This is a genomic window from Micromonospora sp. NPDC002389, assembly GCF_040296095.1.
Classification (GTDB): Bacteria; Actinomycetota; Actinomycetes; order Mycobacteriales; family Micromonosporaceae; genus Micromonospora.
Genome location: NZ_JBEOWP010000005.1, coordinates 118,662 through 134,947, shown reverse-complemented (window position 1 = coordinate 134,947; position 16,286 = coordinate 118,662). Strand labels below are relative to the sequence as shown.

Sequence of the window (16,286 nt, the reverse complement as noted above, 5' to 3'; positions counted from 1 at the left end):
TTCAGTCCAGGGTGAAGTAGTCGGGGCCGGCGTAGACACCGGTCGTCAGCTTGGTGCGCTGCATGAGCAGGTCGTTGAGGAGGCTGGACGCGCCGAAGCGGAACCAGTCCGGGTCCAGCCAGTCCGGCCCGACGGTCTCGTTGACCATGACCAGGTACTTGACGGCGTCCTTGGTGGTCTTGATGCCGCCGGCCGGCTTCACGCCGACCTGCCGACCGGTGGCGGCCCGGAAGTCGCGGACCGCCTCCAGCATGACCAGCGTCACCGGCAGGGTGGCCGCGATTGGGACCTTGCCGGTGGAGGTCTTGATGAAGTCGCCGCCGGCCAGCATCGCCAGCCAGGAGGCCCGGCGTACGTTGTCGTAGGTGGCCAGTTCGCCGGTCTCCAGGATCACCTTGAGGTGGGCGTCCCCGCAGGCTTCCTTGGTCGCCACGATCTCGTCGTACACCTCGGCGTAGCGACCGGCCAGGAACGCGCCCCGGTTGATCACCATGTCGATCTCGTCGGCGCCCGCCTCCACGGCGGCCCGGGTGTCGGCCAGCTTGATCGCAAGCGGTGCCTGACCGGACGGGAACGAGGTCGCCACGCTGGCCAGGTGCACGTTGGAGCCGCGCAGCACCTCGGCCACGTACGGGACCATCGCGGGATAGACGCAGACCGCGCCGACGTGTGGGCAGGATGGGTCGGCCGGGTCGGGGCGCAGCGCCTTGGCGGCGAGCGCGCGTACCTTGCCGGGGGTGTCCGCGCCTTCCAGCGTGGTGAGGTCGACCATTCGGATCGCGAGGTCGATCGCCTGTGCCTTGGCGGTGGTCTTGATGGAGCGGGTGCCGAGTTGGGCTGCCCGCTGCTCTGCGCCGACCTGGTCCACGCCCGGTAGGCCGTGCAGGAAGGTCCGCAGAGCGGTCTCGGATCGTCCCAGCTCGGAGAGGTCCGACCGGGCCGACGTCGCTGTCGCCGTCATGCGCCGAAGTCTACGCAGGCGGGAGCCACCCGATCTTGATCATGACGGCGGACGGGGCGGGTCGGGTGAGCGACGTCGCTGCTCCGGGCCGGGGCCCGCGCGTCCGGGGCCGGGGCGGGTAGGTTGAGCGATCGTGGACGTACTCGTCATTGACCATCCGCTCGCCCAGTCCCGGCTGACCGCCATGCGGGACGAACGGACCGACTCCGCCTCGTTCCGGGCGGCGCTGCACGAACTCACCACCATGCTGGTGTACGAGGCGGCGCGCTCCTTCCCGATCGAGCGGTACCCGGTGCAGACCCCGGTCACCGGCACCGAGGGCACCCGGCTGGCCAACCCGCCGCTGCTGGTGCCCGTGCTGCGTGCCGGTCTCGGCATGGCCGACGCCGCGTTGGGGCTGCTGCCGGAGTCGTCGATGGGCTTCGTCGGGCTGGCCCGGGACGAGGAGACCTTCGAACCGCGCGCCTACATGGAGTCGCTGCCCCGCGACCTGAGCGGCCTGCCGGTGCTGGTCCTCGACCCGATGCTGGCCACCGGTGGCTCGCTGGAGCACTGCTGCCGGCTGCTGGCCGAGCGCGGCTGCACCGACATCACGGTGCTCTGCGTACTCGCCGCACCGGCCGGCATCGCCCGGCTGGAGCGGTCCGGTCTGCCGCTGCGTCTGGTCACCGCGTCGATCGACGAGGGTCTCAACGACAGCAAGTTCATCGTGCCGGGTCTCGGTGACGCCGGGGACCGCCAGTTCGGCGGCATGCCCCGATTCTGATCCGTCCGCGTCGAGTGCGGCCCGGGCGGGTCGCCGCAGGCGGCGGGTTTGTCCTGCGGGCGGTGGCGTCGAGCGGCTACCGTCTCGGGCCATGACTGGTGTTCCGCTCGCCGAGGAACTGCTCCTGCTGGCGTACGACGACGAGTCCGGCAAGGCGACCATGCCCCGGATCAGCCTCGACCTGGGCATGGCCGCCGCAGTGTTGATCGAGCTGGCCCTGGCGGGCCGGATCGCGTACGCCGAGGGCGCCCTGACGGTGGTCGACGCGACACCGACGGGCGAGCCGGTCACCGACGACGTCCTGGCCCGGATCGCGGCGGACACCCCGCACAGCCCGTCGTCCTGGGTGCAGCGGCTGCGGCACGGCCTGCGCGACAAGGTCCTCGGTGACCTGTGCGCGCACGGGGTGGTCCGGGACGTCGACGAGACGGAGTTGGGCTTCATCCACGTGCACCGCTACCCGGTGCTGGACCCCTCGGTGGAGGCGGAGACCCGCCAACGGCTCGCCGCCGCGCTGACCGGCGACGCTCCCGACGAGCGGACCGCCGCCCTGGCGACGCTGGTCGCCGTACTCCGGATGGAATCGGCGCTGGGAGTCACCGGCGAGGACGCCACCGAGGCCCGCCGCCGGTTGGAGGAGATCGCCAGTGGTGCGGGCTTCTCCGGCGAGGTGAGCCTGGAAAGCTCCGTGGTCCGTCCCTCGGTCGGCCTGGTGGTCGCCGCCCTCGGCCGCGCCGTCCAGGCCGCTCTCGGCCCCCGTCGCTGACGCAGCCGTCCCCTCGCTCGCCGGTCCTGCCGTGCGCTCGTCGGTCGTGCCGTGCGTTCGTCGGTCGTGCCGTGCGTTCGTCGGTCGTGCCGTGCGTTCGCCGATCATGGAGTTGCGGTTCGTGAATTGTGCTTATTCGCTCACCTTTGTGACCGCCACAACTCCATGATCGCGGCGCGGCGGGGCGGGGCGCGGCGTGGTGCGGCGGGGGAGGGGGATGAGGGGCGAGGGTCGGTGGGCGGGTGGACGGTCCGGACGGCCCTTAGGAGTCCAGCGGGGGTTCGACCGGCTTGAAGTCGCGGGCGTAGAGATCCAGTGACACGAACACCTGACGCGAGCCGCTGAAGGGATCCGAAGCCAGCCCGTACAAGCGGACGTGCGCGTTCGGGTTTGCCTGGAGTGCGTCGACGACCGTGTCGGCCGCGATTCCCGTGCGAAGTCTGAGGCGCTCCCACTCGCTGGCGGGAACACGGACGTCCTCGATCCGAACGCGTCTGAAGCTGCCTCGGCGGATCCGGGGCATCCACGACGAGTTCAGTGGCAGCTTGATGAGGATGCGCGTCAGTCCGTCGGCGGTCCTTTCGTGGTCAACTCGAAGGTCGGCGTGAAATGCCACGTCGACCGCGTCGCGATGCCCGACGTTGGACACCGTGGCGACGAGTTCGGGTGCTCCCTTGCCTGCTGCGGACGGCGTCACGACCATCGGCGCGGACCAGGCAAGTCGTGGGGAGAGCACCCGGAAGACTATCCAGAGCATAAGAATCGACTGAAAGACACCGATGGGAATCCCGACGAGAAGCGGGATCATGACGTCCATTGATGCGGGATCCTCCCTGGATGGCGCGCTTTGATGGGTCGAAGAAACCTGAGTCGAATTGGCGCTCCGGGCATCCACTGTCCCAGTGATGGTCAAGCTCGCGATGAACCCAGGTCCCCGGCAGGGTCCATGCACCTCGGTCGACTGTGCATGGAACCTGACGGCGGAGACCGGCCTCGTCCACGTCGGTCGCTGGGCACGGCGGCATATGTGACGCCGGACGGGTCGAGCGCGGCTTCTCGCTCAGGCCACGGGTGCGGGGCATTCCCCGTGACGCCGCCGGTGCCGAGTCGGTGGAGCAGGGTGTCAGTGGGACTGTCAGTGGGACAGGTGGTCGGTCCGGACGGCGGTGACGAAGGCGGACCAGGCGGTCGGCGTGACGGTGAGGGCCGGGCCGGTCGGGTCCTTGCTGTCGCGGATGCCGACGACGTCCGACAGGTTATCGGCGACCTCGACGCAGTCGCCGCCGTTGGTGCCGCTGCGGGTGCTGGTGCGCCACGTCGCGCCGGTCAGGTCACTCATAGCACTCTCCCAGGATGGCATCGATGAGATCCGTCGATTCTCTCTCCCCGAGCGCGATGGATTCCAGCCCTCGCCAGACCCGCACGTAGGCGGCGATCTCGTGCGGCTGGTCGAGATAGAGCGCGCCGGTGAGCCCTTCGACATAGACGGTGGGTGGTTCGGACGGGCTTCCGAGCAGGGAGTCCGGAAAGTCGAGCAGCACGAAAGTGCCCGCCTCGGCGGCGAGTGGCGGGCCGGCGGCGAGCGGCAGGATGCGGATGGAGATGTTGTGCCGTTGCCCGACGGCAAGCAGGTGGCGGAGTTGACCGGCCATCACCGGCCGGTCGGGCACCGGGCGGCGCAGCACCGCCTCGCTGAGCATCACGGCCAGTTCCGGAGCGGGTGGGAGGCGTCGGGTCAGTAGTCCCTGCCGCTGGATTCGGAAGTGCACCGCCTTCTTCCGTTCCTCCTCGCCCAACTCGGGCCGGTTGTGCAGAAAGAGCGCGGTGGCGTACTCGGGGGTCTGTAGCAGTCCCGGCACCAGTTCGGCGTTGTAGTGCCGCACGCTACTGGCCACGTTTTCCAGTCCGACGTAGAGCGAGAACCAGGCCGGGATGGAGCGGCCGTACGCGTGCCACCACCCCTCGGCCTTGCCGACCTCGGCGAGCCCGATCAGCACGCTCGCCTGGTCGGGAGTTGCCTGGTAGAGATCGCAGAGCACGCGCACGTCCGGACCTCTGGCCGGGGAGAGGCCGCGCTCGATCCGCCAGATCTTCTGTCGCGAGCAGTCCAACTGCTCGGCTGCCGCCTCGATGCTGACCCGGGCGTCGACCCGGAGTTGGGTGAGCAGCCTGCCGAGCTGCCGTCGCGGGACGGTCGAACCGTTCGTTGCATGCACCGTGCAACACTCCTCAGTTCCAGAATGCAACCAATTCGCGCTATCGAGGAAACGTATTGCGAAGGCGTTTCCGTCGAATGCGGAATGGCGATGGCTGATGGAGTGATGCTATTTGTTGGCGCTCAATGCAGGCAAGCGGTAGCGCTCGGTGATTGTGCTCGGGTGTTAGGAGGGGACCCCTGCTATGCACGAGGCGTTAATAAGGTGCCCTTCCTTACATCCCCAAAGCGCGCGCAACCTCGCCCCGCAACTCTCCGACGGCGCTCTCCGCGCGAGCCCGGGCCGCTGCGACGTCACCGTCGGCGACCTTTTCCACCACCTCCAGGTACGCCTTGAGCTTCGGCTCGGTGCCGGAGGGCCGGATCACCACGCGCGCCGCCCCGGTACGCAGGATGATCACGTCCGCCTCGGGAAGCAGGTCCCGTGCCTCGGTGACCGGCTGACCGAGCAGCGTGTCCGGGGTCGCCGCCCGGATCCGGGCCATCGCGTCGGCGATCAGCCGCAGGTCGTCGACGCGGACTGAAAGCTGATCGGTGTGGTGGACGCCGAACTCGGCAGCCAACTCATCCAGCCGGTCGGTGAGCGTACGGCCCTGGGTCTTGAGGTCGGCGGCCAACTCGGCCACGGTCAGCGCGGCGGTGATGCCGTCCTTGTCGCGTACGTGGTCGGGGGCGACGCAGTAGCCGAGCGCCTCCTCGTAGCCGAACACCAGCGGCGCGGAGCCGTCCCCGGCCCGCACGATCCACTTGAACCCGGTCAGCGTCTCGCCGTAGGGCAGGTTCCGGGCGGTGCACATCGCCCGCAGCAGCGACGACGAGACGATGGTGGTGGCGTACAGGCCGGTCACGCCACGCCGCATCAGGTGGTCGGCGAGCAGCACCCCGACCTCGTCCCCCCGCAGCATCCGCCAGCCCGCACCGCCCGCTGCGCCGCTCGGCCCACCCGCGACGGGGGCAGAGGGCGCGCCGCCCGGGGTCCGGACCGCTACGGCGCAGCGGTCGGCGTCGGGGTCGTTGGCGATGGCGAGGTCCGCGCCGGTGGTGTCGGCGAGCGCGACCAGCAGGTCCACCGCGCCCGGCTCCTCCGGGTTGGGGAAGCTGACCGTCGGGAAGTCGGCGTCCGGTTCGGCCTGCTCCGGCACCACGCCGGGGGTCGGGAAACCGGCGGCGGCGAAGGCGGCGGTGAGGACCGCCGCGCCGACGCCGTGCAGCGGGGTGTAGGCCACGGTCAGGTCCCGGGGGCCGCCGGGCGGCACCACCTGCACCGCCCGCGCCACGTACCCGGCGACCAGGTCGTCACCGAGCACCTGGCCGGAGGGGCCGAGCGGCACCCGGGTCAGCGGGCCGACCGCTCGGATGGCGGCCTCGATGCCGGTGTCGGCCGGCGGCACGATCTGCGCTCCGGCACCGGAGTCCCCGCCCAGTTCGGCACCGAGATAGACCTTGTAGCCGTTGTCCTGCGGCGGGTTGTGGCTCGCCGTCACCATCACCCCGGCGACCGCACCCAGTTGCCGCACCGCGTACGCCAGCACGGGGGTGGGCAGCGGGCGGGGGAGGAGCAGGGCCGGCCGTCCTGCCCCGGTGGCCACCCGGGCGGTCTGCTCGGCGAACGCGCGGGAGCCGCGTCGGGCGTCGTACCCGATCACCAGCGGGCCGGTGCCGCCCTCGGCGGCGAGCCAGGCGACCAGCCCGGCTGCGGCCTGGGTGACCACGGCGAGGTTCATGCCGTTGGGGCCGGCGCGCAGCGGGCCGCGTAGCCCGGCGGTGCCGAAGGTCAGCGGCCCGGCGAAGCGGTCGGCCAGCTCGGCGGCACTGTCCGGCAGTCGGTCGAGCACCGCCCGCAGTTCCGCCTGGTCAGCAGGGTCGGGGTCGTCGGCGAGCCAGCGCTGAGCCTGCTCGCGGATGGTGTCGATGTCAGTGGTCTCCGCCGCCATGGTTGACGCATTCCCCTCTTTATCGTTACCCTCGAATATAAGCAAACTTCTATGGAGGGGTGAATTTTCGGTATGAGGTTGCGCTCCAGGATTGCACGTATCGCGTCAGTTTCGCTGCTCGTGTCGATTGGGATGGTGGGAGTCAATTCGAGCCCTGCTGCCGCATCCTGCTCGCATCCTGTGGGGGACACGTCGACCAACGGCCCACTTCGGGCAACAGGTGACCAGGTGGCGGTTCGAACTGGTCCGCACCTCAATTGTGCTGTGAAGGGGCGACTCTTCCTCGGGGAGTACGTAACCCCTTGGTGCTGGGACTATGGGGATTCAGTCACCCGAGACGGTGTAACTCTTACCACCTGGTCTTACGTGCATGCACTCGGTGGTGAGCCCTTCGGCTGGGTCTCTGATGCGTACCTCACCGAGCGTGGTGCGGACCGTAGCTGCTAGAGGTAGAGCTAGCGGGGCTGGGGAATCGCTCCCCGGCCCGTTAGCTCGTAGCTGCTGTGATTTCGAACGATTGCGCCATTTCTTCGTAGATTGGTCGGCTCTCCTCGAAGCGGGCGTCAGTTGAGGTCAAATAGAACGAGTATGCCTTATTGTTGTGAACGGTTGCTTGCCAAATTCCATGGCGGGCCGTCCCTCCGCAGGTATATTCGAACTCGACGCCCGGGCGTTCTGCAACTTGCAAACTTCTAAAAGCAATTTGCTCATATGGCTGTTTGCAGGAATTGCTTTGATTTCTTAGAAAGTTCTGAGCGCTTTCGGCCCAGCGTGTTGGCGTGCCGCTCCACCTCTCGACGAGAATGCGAACTCGGCGACCGCTGTCCTCTGGATCGGTGTAGTCGACGTACGAGCCGCCTGTCGTTCGTGTCCAGCCCTTCGGCACCATTATCCGCACCCCTCGTGCCGAGTGTTCCTCCATCTCAATGTCGGAACTCTTATCGGCTGAGATAGTCGGATCAGCAACGGGCGTGGTCGGCGGCGGGTCACCGCCGCCGCCGGAGAGCGCCACCGCGCCGATCAGCAGGACCAGCACCAGGCCACCGGCCGCCGCGAGCTGGACCTTGCGCGGCCAGCCCTTCACGGTCTCGACCGCACGGGCACCTGCGCCCTTGGCCTTGTCGAGCGGGCCGCCGCCCCCACCGGCGGGCGGCGGTGGTGCGCCGTACGGCTGGCGGGGCGCCGCCGGCCAGCGACCGCCGTAGTCGCCGCCGAGCTGCTGGGTGGCCTCCGGCCGGGCACCGAACCCGTACGCCCCGGCACTGATGTGCTGCGTCGTGTCCGCGCCGATGTGCTGGGTGGCGTCGGCCCCGATGCGTTGGGTGGCGTCCGCGCCGCCGATCCGCTGGGTGGCCTCCGACCCACCGATGCGCTGGGTCGTCTCGGACCCGCCGCCGTAGGTGCGGCCGGCGGACGAGGCGGCGTTCTGCTGACCCGGGCGGGCCAACGCGTCGGCGCTGGTGTCCTCCATCGCGGCGGCACTGGTGGCGGCGGCCTTGCCGGGACGCTCACCCCGGCTCAGTGCGGCCAGCCGGTCGGTCAGCGACTCACCGGGGGCGAGCATCGCCCGGCCGCCGATCTCACTTGCGGACTTGGACTTCTTCGCGGGGGCGGCCGGCGCGGTGATCGGCGCGGACTGCTGCGGCACCGGCACCACGGAATAGGGGTCGGTCATCGAATTGACCGCGGAGGCGGTGCTGCTCAGCGGGCCGGCGAGCAGTTCGCGCAGCATGGCGCGGGCGGTGTGCACGTCGAGCCGACGGGCCGGGTCCTTCTCCAGCAGGCCCATCAGGACCCGGGTCAGCGGGCCGCTGCGCTGCGGCGGGGCCGGCGGGTCCTCGACCACCGCGTGCATCGTCTCGATCGGGTCACCCCGGTCGAAGGGCGGCCGACCCTCCACGGCGGTGTAGAGCGTCACGCCGAGGGAGAACAGGTCGCTGGGCGGGCCGAACTCCTGGCCCATGGCCCGCTCGGGCGAGATGAAGTGCGGCGAGCCCAGCACCATCCCCGGCGTGGTGAGCTGCACGTCGGTGGGCATCCGGGCGACACCGAAGTCGGTCAGCACGCAGCGGCCGTCGGAGCAGATCAGCACGTTGGCCGGCTTGACGTCGCGGTGCAGCACCCCGATGGCGTGCGCCACCTCCAGCGCGCCGAGCAGCGCGATGCCGATCTTGGCGACCACCCGCTGGGCGATCGGCCCGTCCTCGATCACCATGTCGGCGAGGCTGCGGGCGTCCAGCAGCTCCATCACGATCCACGGGCGCCCGGCCTCGGTGACCACGTCGTACACCTGGACCACCGCCGGGTGGGCGATGGCGGCTGCCGCGCGGGCCTCGCGCAGGGTGCGTTCGTACATGGCGTCGCGGTCGCTGGGCGCCAGGCCGGGCGGCAGGACGACCTCCTTGACCGCCACGTCGCGCCGCAGAAGTGTGTCTGTGGCCCGCCAGACCGTGCCCATGCCACCGTTGCCCACCGTCGAACGCAACGAGTACCGGTCACCGATGACGGTGCCGGGTGTCGCGCGGCCGTTGGTGGGGGTGCTGACTGGTCCGCCGCTCCACGTCGGGATCTGAGTCACAGAAAAGCCACCGGGGGAAGTCGAGGGGGCTGGGACACAACCCCCCTATCTTGCTGGTTCAGACGCCCGATGCGAAACCCGGCGCGGCGGACGTTTACCGTCCGGAACGGTACGTGTGCGAGTCCTCACGTCGGGTGGTGCCGCCGGAGGGCCGAGTGTGCGCTATCCCTCACCCAGTGACCAGCACATTCGTCCTACCATCCGGTGATGAGCGAACGGCGGCGGTCAAGCGAGTCCGGCTTCCCGATCGAGGGCGTCTACGCGGCGGAGCACCTGCCGGGTGATCTGGACTCCCGGCTGGGCGCTCCGGGCGAGTACCCGTACACGCGTGGGGTCTATCCCACCATGTACACCTCCCGCCCGTGGACCATGCGCCAGTACGCCGGCTTCGGCACCGCCACCGAGTCCAACGCGCGGTACCACCAGTTGTTGCGGGCCGGCACCATGGGTCTCTCCGTCGCGTTCGACCTGCCCACCCAGATGGGGTACGACTCCGACGACCCGATCGCCTCGGGCGAGGTCGGCAAGGTCGGGGTCGCCATCGACTCCATCGAGGACATGCGGCTGCTCTTCGACGGCATCCCGCTGGACAAGGTCTCCACCTCGATGACGATCAACGCGCCGGGCTCGGTGCTGCTGCTGCTCTATCAGCTCGTCGCCGAGGAGAACGGGGTGCCGGGCGCCGCGCTCAACGGCACCATCCAGAACGACATCCTCAAGGAGTACATCGCCCGGGGCACCTACATCTTCCCGCCGAAGCCGTCGTTGCGGCTGGTCGCCGACACGTTCGGCTACTGCCGGGCCGAGGTGCCGAAGTGGAACACCATCTCGATCTCCGGCTACCACATGGCCGAGGCCGGTGCCTCCCCGGTGCAGGAGATCGCCTTCACGTTGGCCAACGGCGTCGAGTACGTCCGCGCCGCGATCGCCGCCGGGCTGGCCGTGGACGACTTCGCGCCCCGCCTGTCGTTCTTCTTCGTCGCCCGCACCACGTTGCTGGAGGAGGTGGCGAAGTTCCGGGCGGCCCGGCGGATCTGGGCCCGCCTCATGCGCGACGAGTTCGGGGCGAAGAACCCGAAGTCGATGATGCTGCGCTTCCACACCCAGACCGCAGGCGTGCAGTTGACCGCCCAGCAGCCCGAGGTCAACCTGGTCCGGGTCGCGGTGCAGGGGCTGGGCGCGGTGCTCGGCGGCACGCAGTCGCTGCACACCAACAGCTTCGACGAGGCGATCGCGCTGCCCACCGAGAAGGCAGCCCGGTTGGCGCTGCGTACCCAACAGGTGCTCGCGTACGAGACGGACCTGACCGCCACGGTGGACCCGTTCGCCGGCTCGTACGTGGTGGAGGCGATGACCGCCGAGATCGAGGCGGCGGCGGACGCGCTGATGGGTCGGGTCTTCGAGTTCGGGTCGTCGGTGGACGCCATCGAGGCGGGCTTCCAGAAGCGTGAGATCGAGCAGTCCGCGTACCAGATCGCGCAGGAGATCGACTCGGGTGAGCGGGTGGTGGTCGGGCTCAACCGGTTCACCATCGACGCCGAGGAGCCGTACGAGCCGCTGCGGGTCGACCCGGCCATCGAGGCGGCGCAGGGCGAGCGGCTGGCCAAGCTGCGCGCCGGGCGGGACGGCGCGGTCGTCGAGCGGGCCCTGAACGAGTTGCGGGAGGCCGCCTCGGGCACCGGCAACGTGCTCTATCCGATGAAGGCCGCCCTGCGCGAGCGGGCCACCGTCGGCGAGGTGTGCGGGGCGCTGCGCGAGGTGTGGGGCGTCTACCGCCCGACCGACCGGTTCTGAGCCGCTCGCCACTCTCACGGTCGCTGTGCGTGTCGAAGCGGCCGTCTCCGGGTACTCCGCCCGAATGATCTCGTTGACGCACACCCTGTGCGGTCGGCGGCGGTCCGGACGTGTGAACGTCCACCGGTGCTGATCGCCGTGGGTGGTCGGGTAATTGTCGTACCGTCAGTTCATCGCGCCGACTAATGCGACAATTCGGAACGACGGGCGACGAGTTTCGACAAGATTCTCCGCCCGAAACGCCGATTACGCGTTGTAGGAGGTGGGGGGCGGATGACTGCGTACGAACGCGATCTACCTGCTGTCCAGCCCGTCCACGGGCACTCCAAGCAGGGCATATGTGACGCTGTGCGGTCCGATCATCACCGGAACGAGGTTGCGCAGAGTTACCTTCGGGGGTCTACGCTGTCTGCTGTCCCCGATGATCCATCCATTTCTAGTGATCGAGAATTCGACGTGACGAGTGCGTTGACTATGCCGACCGGCGAGCAATTGGCGTCGTCTTGGCCCGAGGCGCCACCGACCGGTGGCCAGCCCCTGCCGTCCGAGCTGGACCACCTGCTCGCCCTCCGGGTACCGGGCCTGATCGCCACGCGCCGTCACATTCACGCGCATCCGGAGCTGTCCGGTCAGGAGTTCGACACCGCCGCCCTGATCGCCCGGGAACTCACCCTGGCCGGGCTCAGCCCCCGCATGCTGCCCAAGGGCAACGGGGTCATCTGCGACGTCGACGGCCGCCCCGACGGGCCGGTGATCGCGCTGCGCGCCGACATCGACGCGCTGCCGCTAACCGACGTCAAGGACGTGCCGTACCGCTCCACCGTGGACGGGGTCTGCCACGCCTGCGGGCACGACGTGCACACCACGATCCTGCTCGGCGTCGGCATGCTGCTCGCCCAGCTCGCCGACCTGGGCGAGCTGCCCGGCCGGGTCCGGTTGATCTTCCAGCCGGCCGAGGAGATCCTGCCCTGCGGTTCGCTCGAAGTGATCGAGGCGGGCGGCCTGGACGACGTGGTGCAGATCTTCGCGCTGCACTGCGACCCGAACCAGCCGGTCGGCAAGGTCGGCCTGCGGGTCGGGCCGATCACCGCCGCCGCCGACAACGTCACCGTCCGGTTGACCGGACCGGGCGGGCACACCGCCCGCCCACACCTGACCGTGGACCTGGTCGACGCGCTCGGCCGGCTGATCACCGAGGTGCCGGCGCTGATCAGCCGCCGGGTGCCGGCCAACAGCGGGCTGCTGCTGGTCTTCGGGCACGCCTCCGCCGGCACCCGCTACAACGTCATCCCCTCCGAGGCGTCCGCCTCCGGCACGCTGCGGGTGATGGACCGGGACGCCTGGGAACGGGCCCCGAAGATCGTCACGCAGGTGGTCCGGGACGTGATCGCCCCGACCGGGGCCACGGTCGACCTGGAGTACCTGCGGGGACGCCCACCGGTCTGCAACGATGCGGCGGCCATCAAGGTGTTGACCTCGGCCACCGTCGCCGCGCTCGGCCCGGAGGGTATCGCCGAAACCCCGCAGAGCATGGGCGGCGAGGACTTCTCCTGGTATCTGGAGTACGTCCCCGGCGCACTGGCCCGACTCGGGGTCGGCCGCTCCGGGCCGAACGTGGACCTGCACCGGGCGTCGTTCGACGTGGACGAACGGGCCATCCCGGCGGGCGTACGACTCATGGTGCAGACCGCGCTCCAGGCACTGGCGGCGGCTCGCTGACCGACGACGACCTCGGGTCCACCCCGGGCGGTGGCGGCGTGCCGACCGGCACGACCAGCGCCGGCTCGGGGCGGACGCGGCGGCGTCGGCGACGGCGACGGCTCAGCCACCACAGCGCCGCCAGCGGTACGCCGAGGACCAGCAGCCAGGGCAGCACCGCGCCGAGCACGGTGAGCAGCACCGTCATCGAGGCGAGGAAGACCGTCCAGCCCCCGCTCAGCCCGGCCAGGAAGCCGATCTCCCGCTCCTCGTCGGCGGTGCTGGCGTCCGGCCCCACCAGGCTGACGGTGATCGTGGAGAGCGCGGTCAGGTCGGCCAACCGGCGCTTCTTCGCCTCCAGCGAGGCGAGGTCGGCCTCCCGACGGGCCAACTCGTTCTCCAGGCTGACCAGGTCGGCGATCGAGTCGGCCCGGTCGAGCAGCCGGCGCGCGCTCTCCACCCGGGCCCGCTGGGTGGCGATCCGCGCGTCGAGGTCGACGGTCTCCTCGGTGACGTCCTCGGTGTCGATCTGTCGGCGTTCCTGCCGACCGAGACCCGCCAACTCCTCGACGACCGGATAGAACCGGTCTGCCGGTACCCGTAGCGTCAGCTCCGCCACCGCGTCCGCGTCCGAGCTGCGGCGCTGGTCGCCGCCGACGAAGCCGCCGGCCCGGGTGGCCGCGTCGGACGCCGCCCGCGCGGCGGCCTCCACGTCGTCCACCTTCACCCGGATCGACCCGGTGTAGACGATGGACCGCTGGTCGACCCGGGTGTCCGCCGCCGCGCCCGCACCACCGCGCTCGCCCGCCGGACCGGCACCCGCCCGCTGGTCCGCCGGACCGGCGCCGTCCACCGCCTGCGGCGCGGCGGCGCGGCCCGCCTCGTCGGAGGTCGCCGCGCTGTCGCTGCCGCTGTCGCCGCTGCCGCAGCCGGTCACCACCAGCAGCATGACCAGCGCAGTCATTCCCGCCGCCGCGTGACGGCGGGTTCTTGTCGGTGTCATCAACGTTCCCTTCCTCGGCCCGGAGCGGGTGATAGCTCGGACGTCGAGCGCTGTCCCCCGGGTTCCGGCAGACTGCGCTCAGGACGGTCACGATTCGATATGGGAGGCATCACGATGCGGATCACCAAGTACGCCCACTCGTGCCTGCGGGTCGAGCACGACGGGGGAGTGCTGGTCGTCGATCCGGGAGCGTTCAGCGAGGCCGCCGTGGCACTGGACGGGGCCGACGCGGTCCTGATCACCCACGAGCATCAGGACCACGTGGACGCCGAAGCGATCAACCGGCAACTGGCCCGGCGGCCGTTCACCATCCACGGACCGGCCTCGGTGGCCGGACCGCTCGGCGACGCGGCCGAGGCGCTGCGCCCGGTCGCCCCCGGTGACACGTTCACCGCCGCCGGTGTCCCGGTCCGCGCCTACGGCGGCCGGCACGCGGTGATCCACCCCGACATCCCGCTCGTCGACAACCTCGGCTACCTGCTCGACGAGGTGGTCTACCACCCCGGAGACGCGCTGTTCGTGCCGGACGACATCCAGGTCGACACGCTCTTCGCCCCGATTCACGCACCCTGGTCGAAGTTCTCCGAGGTGGTCGACTTCATCCGGGCGGTCTCCCCGCGCCGGGTCTTCGCGTTGCACGACGCCCTGCTCAACACCCACGGCCTCGCGGTACTCGACCGGCAGTACACCGCCCTGTCCGGCAGCGAGTACCAGCGGCTGGAGCCGGGCAGCCGAATCGACGGCTGAGCCGATGCCCGAACCTCCGTCCGACCCGGTGGCGCAGCTCTACCGCACGCCGCCGGACCGGTTCGTCGCCGCCCGCGACGCCGCGGTGGCGCAGGCCCGGCGCGCCGGGGACGGGCGGAGGGCCCGCGAGATCGCCCGACTGCGCCGCCCCACGGTGGCCGCCTGGCTGGTCAACCTGCTCGCCGTCGAGCGTCCCGAGCTGGTCGACGACCTGGCGCAGTTGGCCGACGCGTTGCGGGACGCCCAGCGCGAGCTGCGCGGCCCGCGCCTGCGGGAGCTGTCCGCGCAGCGGCGGTCCGTAGTTTCCGCCCTGGTCGCCGAGGTACGCCGGCTCGCCGCCGACGTGCCGGGGGCGCCGTCGGCCGGGAAGCTGCCGTTGGCCGAGGTCGAGGCGACCCTGAACGCGGCCCTCGCCGACCCCGGCGTGGCCGAGCAGGTGCGGTCCGGTCGGCTGCTTCGCCCGGCCCACTACGCCGGGTTCGGCGAGGTGCCCCGGCCACAGTTGCGGCTGGTCACCGGCGGGGAGGAGCCGCCCGCACCGGCGACACCCGCCCGCCCGCCGGACCGCGGCGCGATGCGTGCCGAACAGGCCCGACGAGCCGCCCGCGCCGAGTTGGCCCGCCGCCGCAAGGCGCTGGAGAAGGAGCTGGCCCGGGCGCGTACCGACCAGGAACGGGCCGAGACGGACCTCGACGCGGCGCAGTCCGCCGAGCGCGACGGGACGACCGCCCTGGACGCCGTCGAGACGGAACTGGCCGAGCTGGAACGCCGCCGGGCCATCGCCGAGCAGGAACTGAGCCGGTCCCGACTGGCCCGCCGGGCCGCCGAACGGTCCGCCGCCGTCGCCCGGCGACGTACCGGGGAGGTGGAGGCCGCGATGGAGGCGTTGACCGCCGAGGAGGGGGATGCCGAGCGGGGGGACGGCGCGGCAGACTGATCCGTCATGGACGGACCTTCGGTCGGATCCTTCGTGGACGGACCCTCGGGCGGCTGCGCTCCGGGCGGGACGGCATGACCCCGGAACAGGTGGCGGCGGCCAGCAAGCCGGCGGTGCTCGCGCTCGGCGAGGCGTACGGCCGATGCCCCACCACGCTGCGTCGAGCCCGGCTCCTCGGCATCTCCGGCTGGGCCTTCTACGTCACCGGGCGCGCCGGGGCACTCGGTGACGTACGCGCCGAGACGGTCGCCGCCGCACTCGGGTTCATCGCCCCCGACGCCGTCGCCGACGGCTGGGACGCCGCCGCCCGCACCGTACGTCCCACCGAGGTGGCCGCCGCCAGCCTGGCCGAGTGCTGCCGCTGGGGCGAGGACCGGTTGGCCGCCCTGCCCCACGTCGACCGGCTCGCCACCCTCGTGGAACGGACCGTCGCGGCGGCCGACGCCAGCGCCATGCCGCTCTTCGCCGCCTGGCGGGCCGTGCCGTCCGAGCCGGGGAGCCCGGGTGCCCGGGCCGCCGCTGGGCTGCGCCTGCTCCGGGAGCACTTCACCGGCGCGCACCTGGTGGCCGTACGGGCCTGCGGGATGACGCCGCTGGAGGCGGTGCTGGCCGGGCCGGAGGGCGAGAGCGGTGCGGTGGCCTGCGGGTGGCCGCCGCCGTACCCGCCGGTCGGGCCGCTGGTGCGTCGCCGGCTCTGGGCCGAGGCGGTGACCGACCGCCTGGTGGCGCCCGCCTTCGCCGCGCTCGGCCCGACCGAGGGCGCCGAACTGGTCGAGTTGTTGGCCGAGGCGCGGGCGCACACGCAGGGCTGACCGGACGCGCACACGCAGGGCTGACCGGGCGTGCCCGGCTGTGACCGGCGTCCGGCTCGGCGGGGGTGCCGGGCG

Annotated in this window: 14 protein-coding genes; 7 read left to right on the top strand and 7 right to left on the bottom strand. The window is 71.0% G+C overall.

Going from position 1 to position 16,286, the window contains the following annotated elements:
- Position 1 precedes the first annotated feature (1 nt).
- The gene (deoC, locus tag ABT008_RS11735) at positions 2-961 is read right to left on the bottom strand and encodes a deoxyribose-phosphate aldolase (RefSeq protein ID WP_350695803.1); all 960 of its coding nucleotides are present in this window, start codon (positions 959-961) and stop codon (positions 2-4) included.
- A 133-nt stretch (positions 962-1,094) separates the two neighbouring features.
- On the opposite strand from deoC, the gene upp reads away from it, so the two are divergent.
- Complete coding sequence (gene upp / locus ABT008_RS11730; protein WP_350695801.1) at positions 1,095-1,727, top strand: uracil phosphoribosyltransferase; 633 nt, start codon at positions 1,095-1,097, stop codon at positions 1,725-1,727.
- Positions 1,728-1,818: 91 nt separating this feature from the next.
- The gene (locus ABT008_RS11725) at positions 1,819-2,493 is read left to right on the top strand and encodes a GOLPH3/VPS74 family protein (RefSeq protein WP_350695800.1); all 675 of its coding nucleotides are present in this window, start codon (positions 1,819-1,821) and stop codon (positions 2,491-2,493) included.
- A 262-nt stretch (positions 2,494-2,755) separates the two neighbouring features.
- Here the strand turns inward: ABT008_RS11725 and ABT008_RS11720 are convergent, their stop codons facing one another.
- From ABT008_RS11720 to ABT008_RS11700, 5 genes are all read right to left on the bottom strand, one after another.
- Positions 2,756-3,310, bottom strand: coding sequence for a hypothetical protein (locus ABT008_RS11720; protein ID WP_350695798.1), 555 nt, complete (start codon positions 3,308-3,310; stop codon positions 2,756-2,758).
- Between the two features lie 318 nt (positions 3,311-3,628).
- Positions 3,629-3,832, bottom strand: coding sequence for a DUF397 domain-containing protein (locus tag ABT008_RS11715; RefSeq protein WP_350695797.1), 204 nt, complete (start codon positions 3,830-3,832; stop codon positions 3,629-3,631).
- Positions 3,825-4,709, bottom strand: a complete 885-nt coding sequence (locus ABT008_RS11710; protein WP_350695795.1) for a helix-turn-helix domain-containing protein — start codon at positions 4,707-4,709, stop codon at positions 3,825-3,827. Before ABT008_RS11710 ends, ABT008_RS11715 begins: the two co-directional genes overlap by 8 nt.
- Before the next feature lie 214 nt (positions 4,710-4,923).
- On the bottom strand, positions 4,924-6,642 hold the full coding sequence (locus tag ABT008_RS11705) for a phospho-sugar mutase (RefSeq protein ID WP_350695793.1): 1,719 nt from the start codon (positions 6,640-6,642) through the stop codon (positions 4,924-4,926).
- A 487-nt stretch (positions 6,643-7,129) separates the two neighbouring features.
- Positions 7,130-9,220: a serine/threonine-protein kinase gene (locus ABT008_RS11700; RefSeq protein ID WP_350695792.1), complete on the bottom strand. Its 2,091-nt coding sequence runs from the start codon at positions 9,218-9,220 to the stop codon at positions 7,130-7,132.
- 207 nt (positions 9,221-9,427) lie between these two features.
- Between ABT008_RS11700 and ABT008_RS11695 the strand changes: the two genes are divergently transcribed.
- Together ABT008_RS11695 and ABT008_RS11690 are read left to right on the top strand one after the other, a co-directional pair.
- A complete protein-coding gene (locus ABT008_RS11695; RefSeq protein WP_350695791.1) occupies positions 9,428-11,014 on the top strand; it encodes an acyl-CoA mutase large subunit family protein in 1,587 nt (528 codons plus the stop codon).
- Between the two features lie 456 nt (positions 11,015-11,470).
- Positions 11,471-12,733 carry an amidohydrolase gene (locus ABT008_RS11690; protein WP_350695790.1) on the top strand — a complete coding sequence of 421 codons (1,263 nt, stop codon included), beginning with the start codon at positions 11,471-11,473 and terminating at the stop codon, positions 12,731-12,733.
- On the opposite strand, the gene ABT008_RS11685 is transcribed toward ABT008_RS11690, so the two are convergent.
- Entirely contained in the window at positions 12,690-13,715 is a 1,026-nt protein-coding gene (locus ABT008_RS11685; protein WP_350695788.1) for a DUF4349 domain-containing protein, read from the bottom strand. The genes ABT008_RS11690 and ABT008_RS11685 overlap by 44 nt on opposite strands.
- A gap of 114 nt (positions 13,716-13,829) precedes the next feature.
- Between ABT008_RS11685 and ABT008_RS11680 the strand changes: the two genes are divergently transcribed.
- From ABT008_RS11680 to ABT008_RS11670, 3 genes are all read left to right on the top strand, one after another.
- A complete protein-coding gene (locus ABT008_RS11680; RefSeq protein WP_350695786.1) occupies positions 13,830-14,462 on the top strand; it encodes an MBL fold metallo-hydrolase in 633 nt (210 codons plus the stop codon).
- Between the two features lie 4 nt (positions 14,463-14,466).
- Complete coding sequence (locus ABT008_RS11675) at positions 14,467-15,399, top strand: hypothetical protein (RefSeq protein WP_350695784.1); 933 nt, start codon at positions 14,467-14,469, stop codon at positions 15,397-15,399.
- 74 nt (positions 15,400-15,473) lie between these two features.
- Complete coding sequence (locus tag ABT008_RS11670) at positions 15,474-16,211, top strand: SCO6745 family protein (protein ID WP_350695783.1); 738 nt, start codon at positions 15,474-15,476, stop codon at positions 16,209-16,211.
- Positions 16,212-16,286 lie beyond the last annotated feature (75 nt).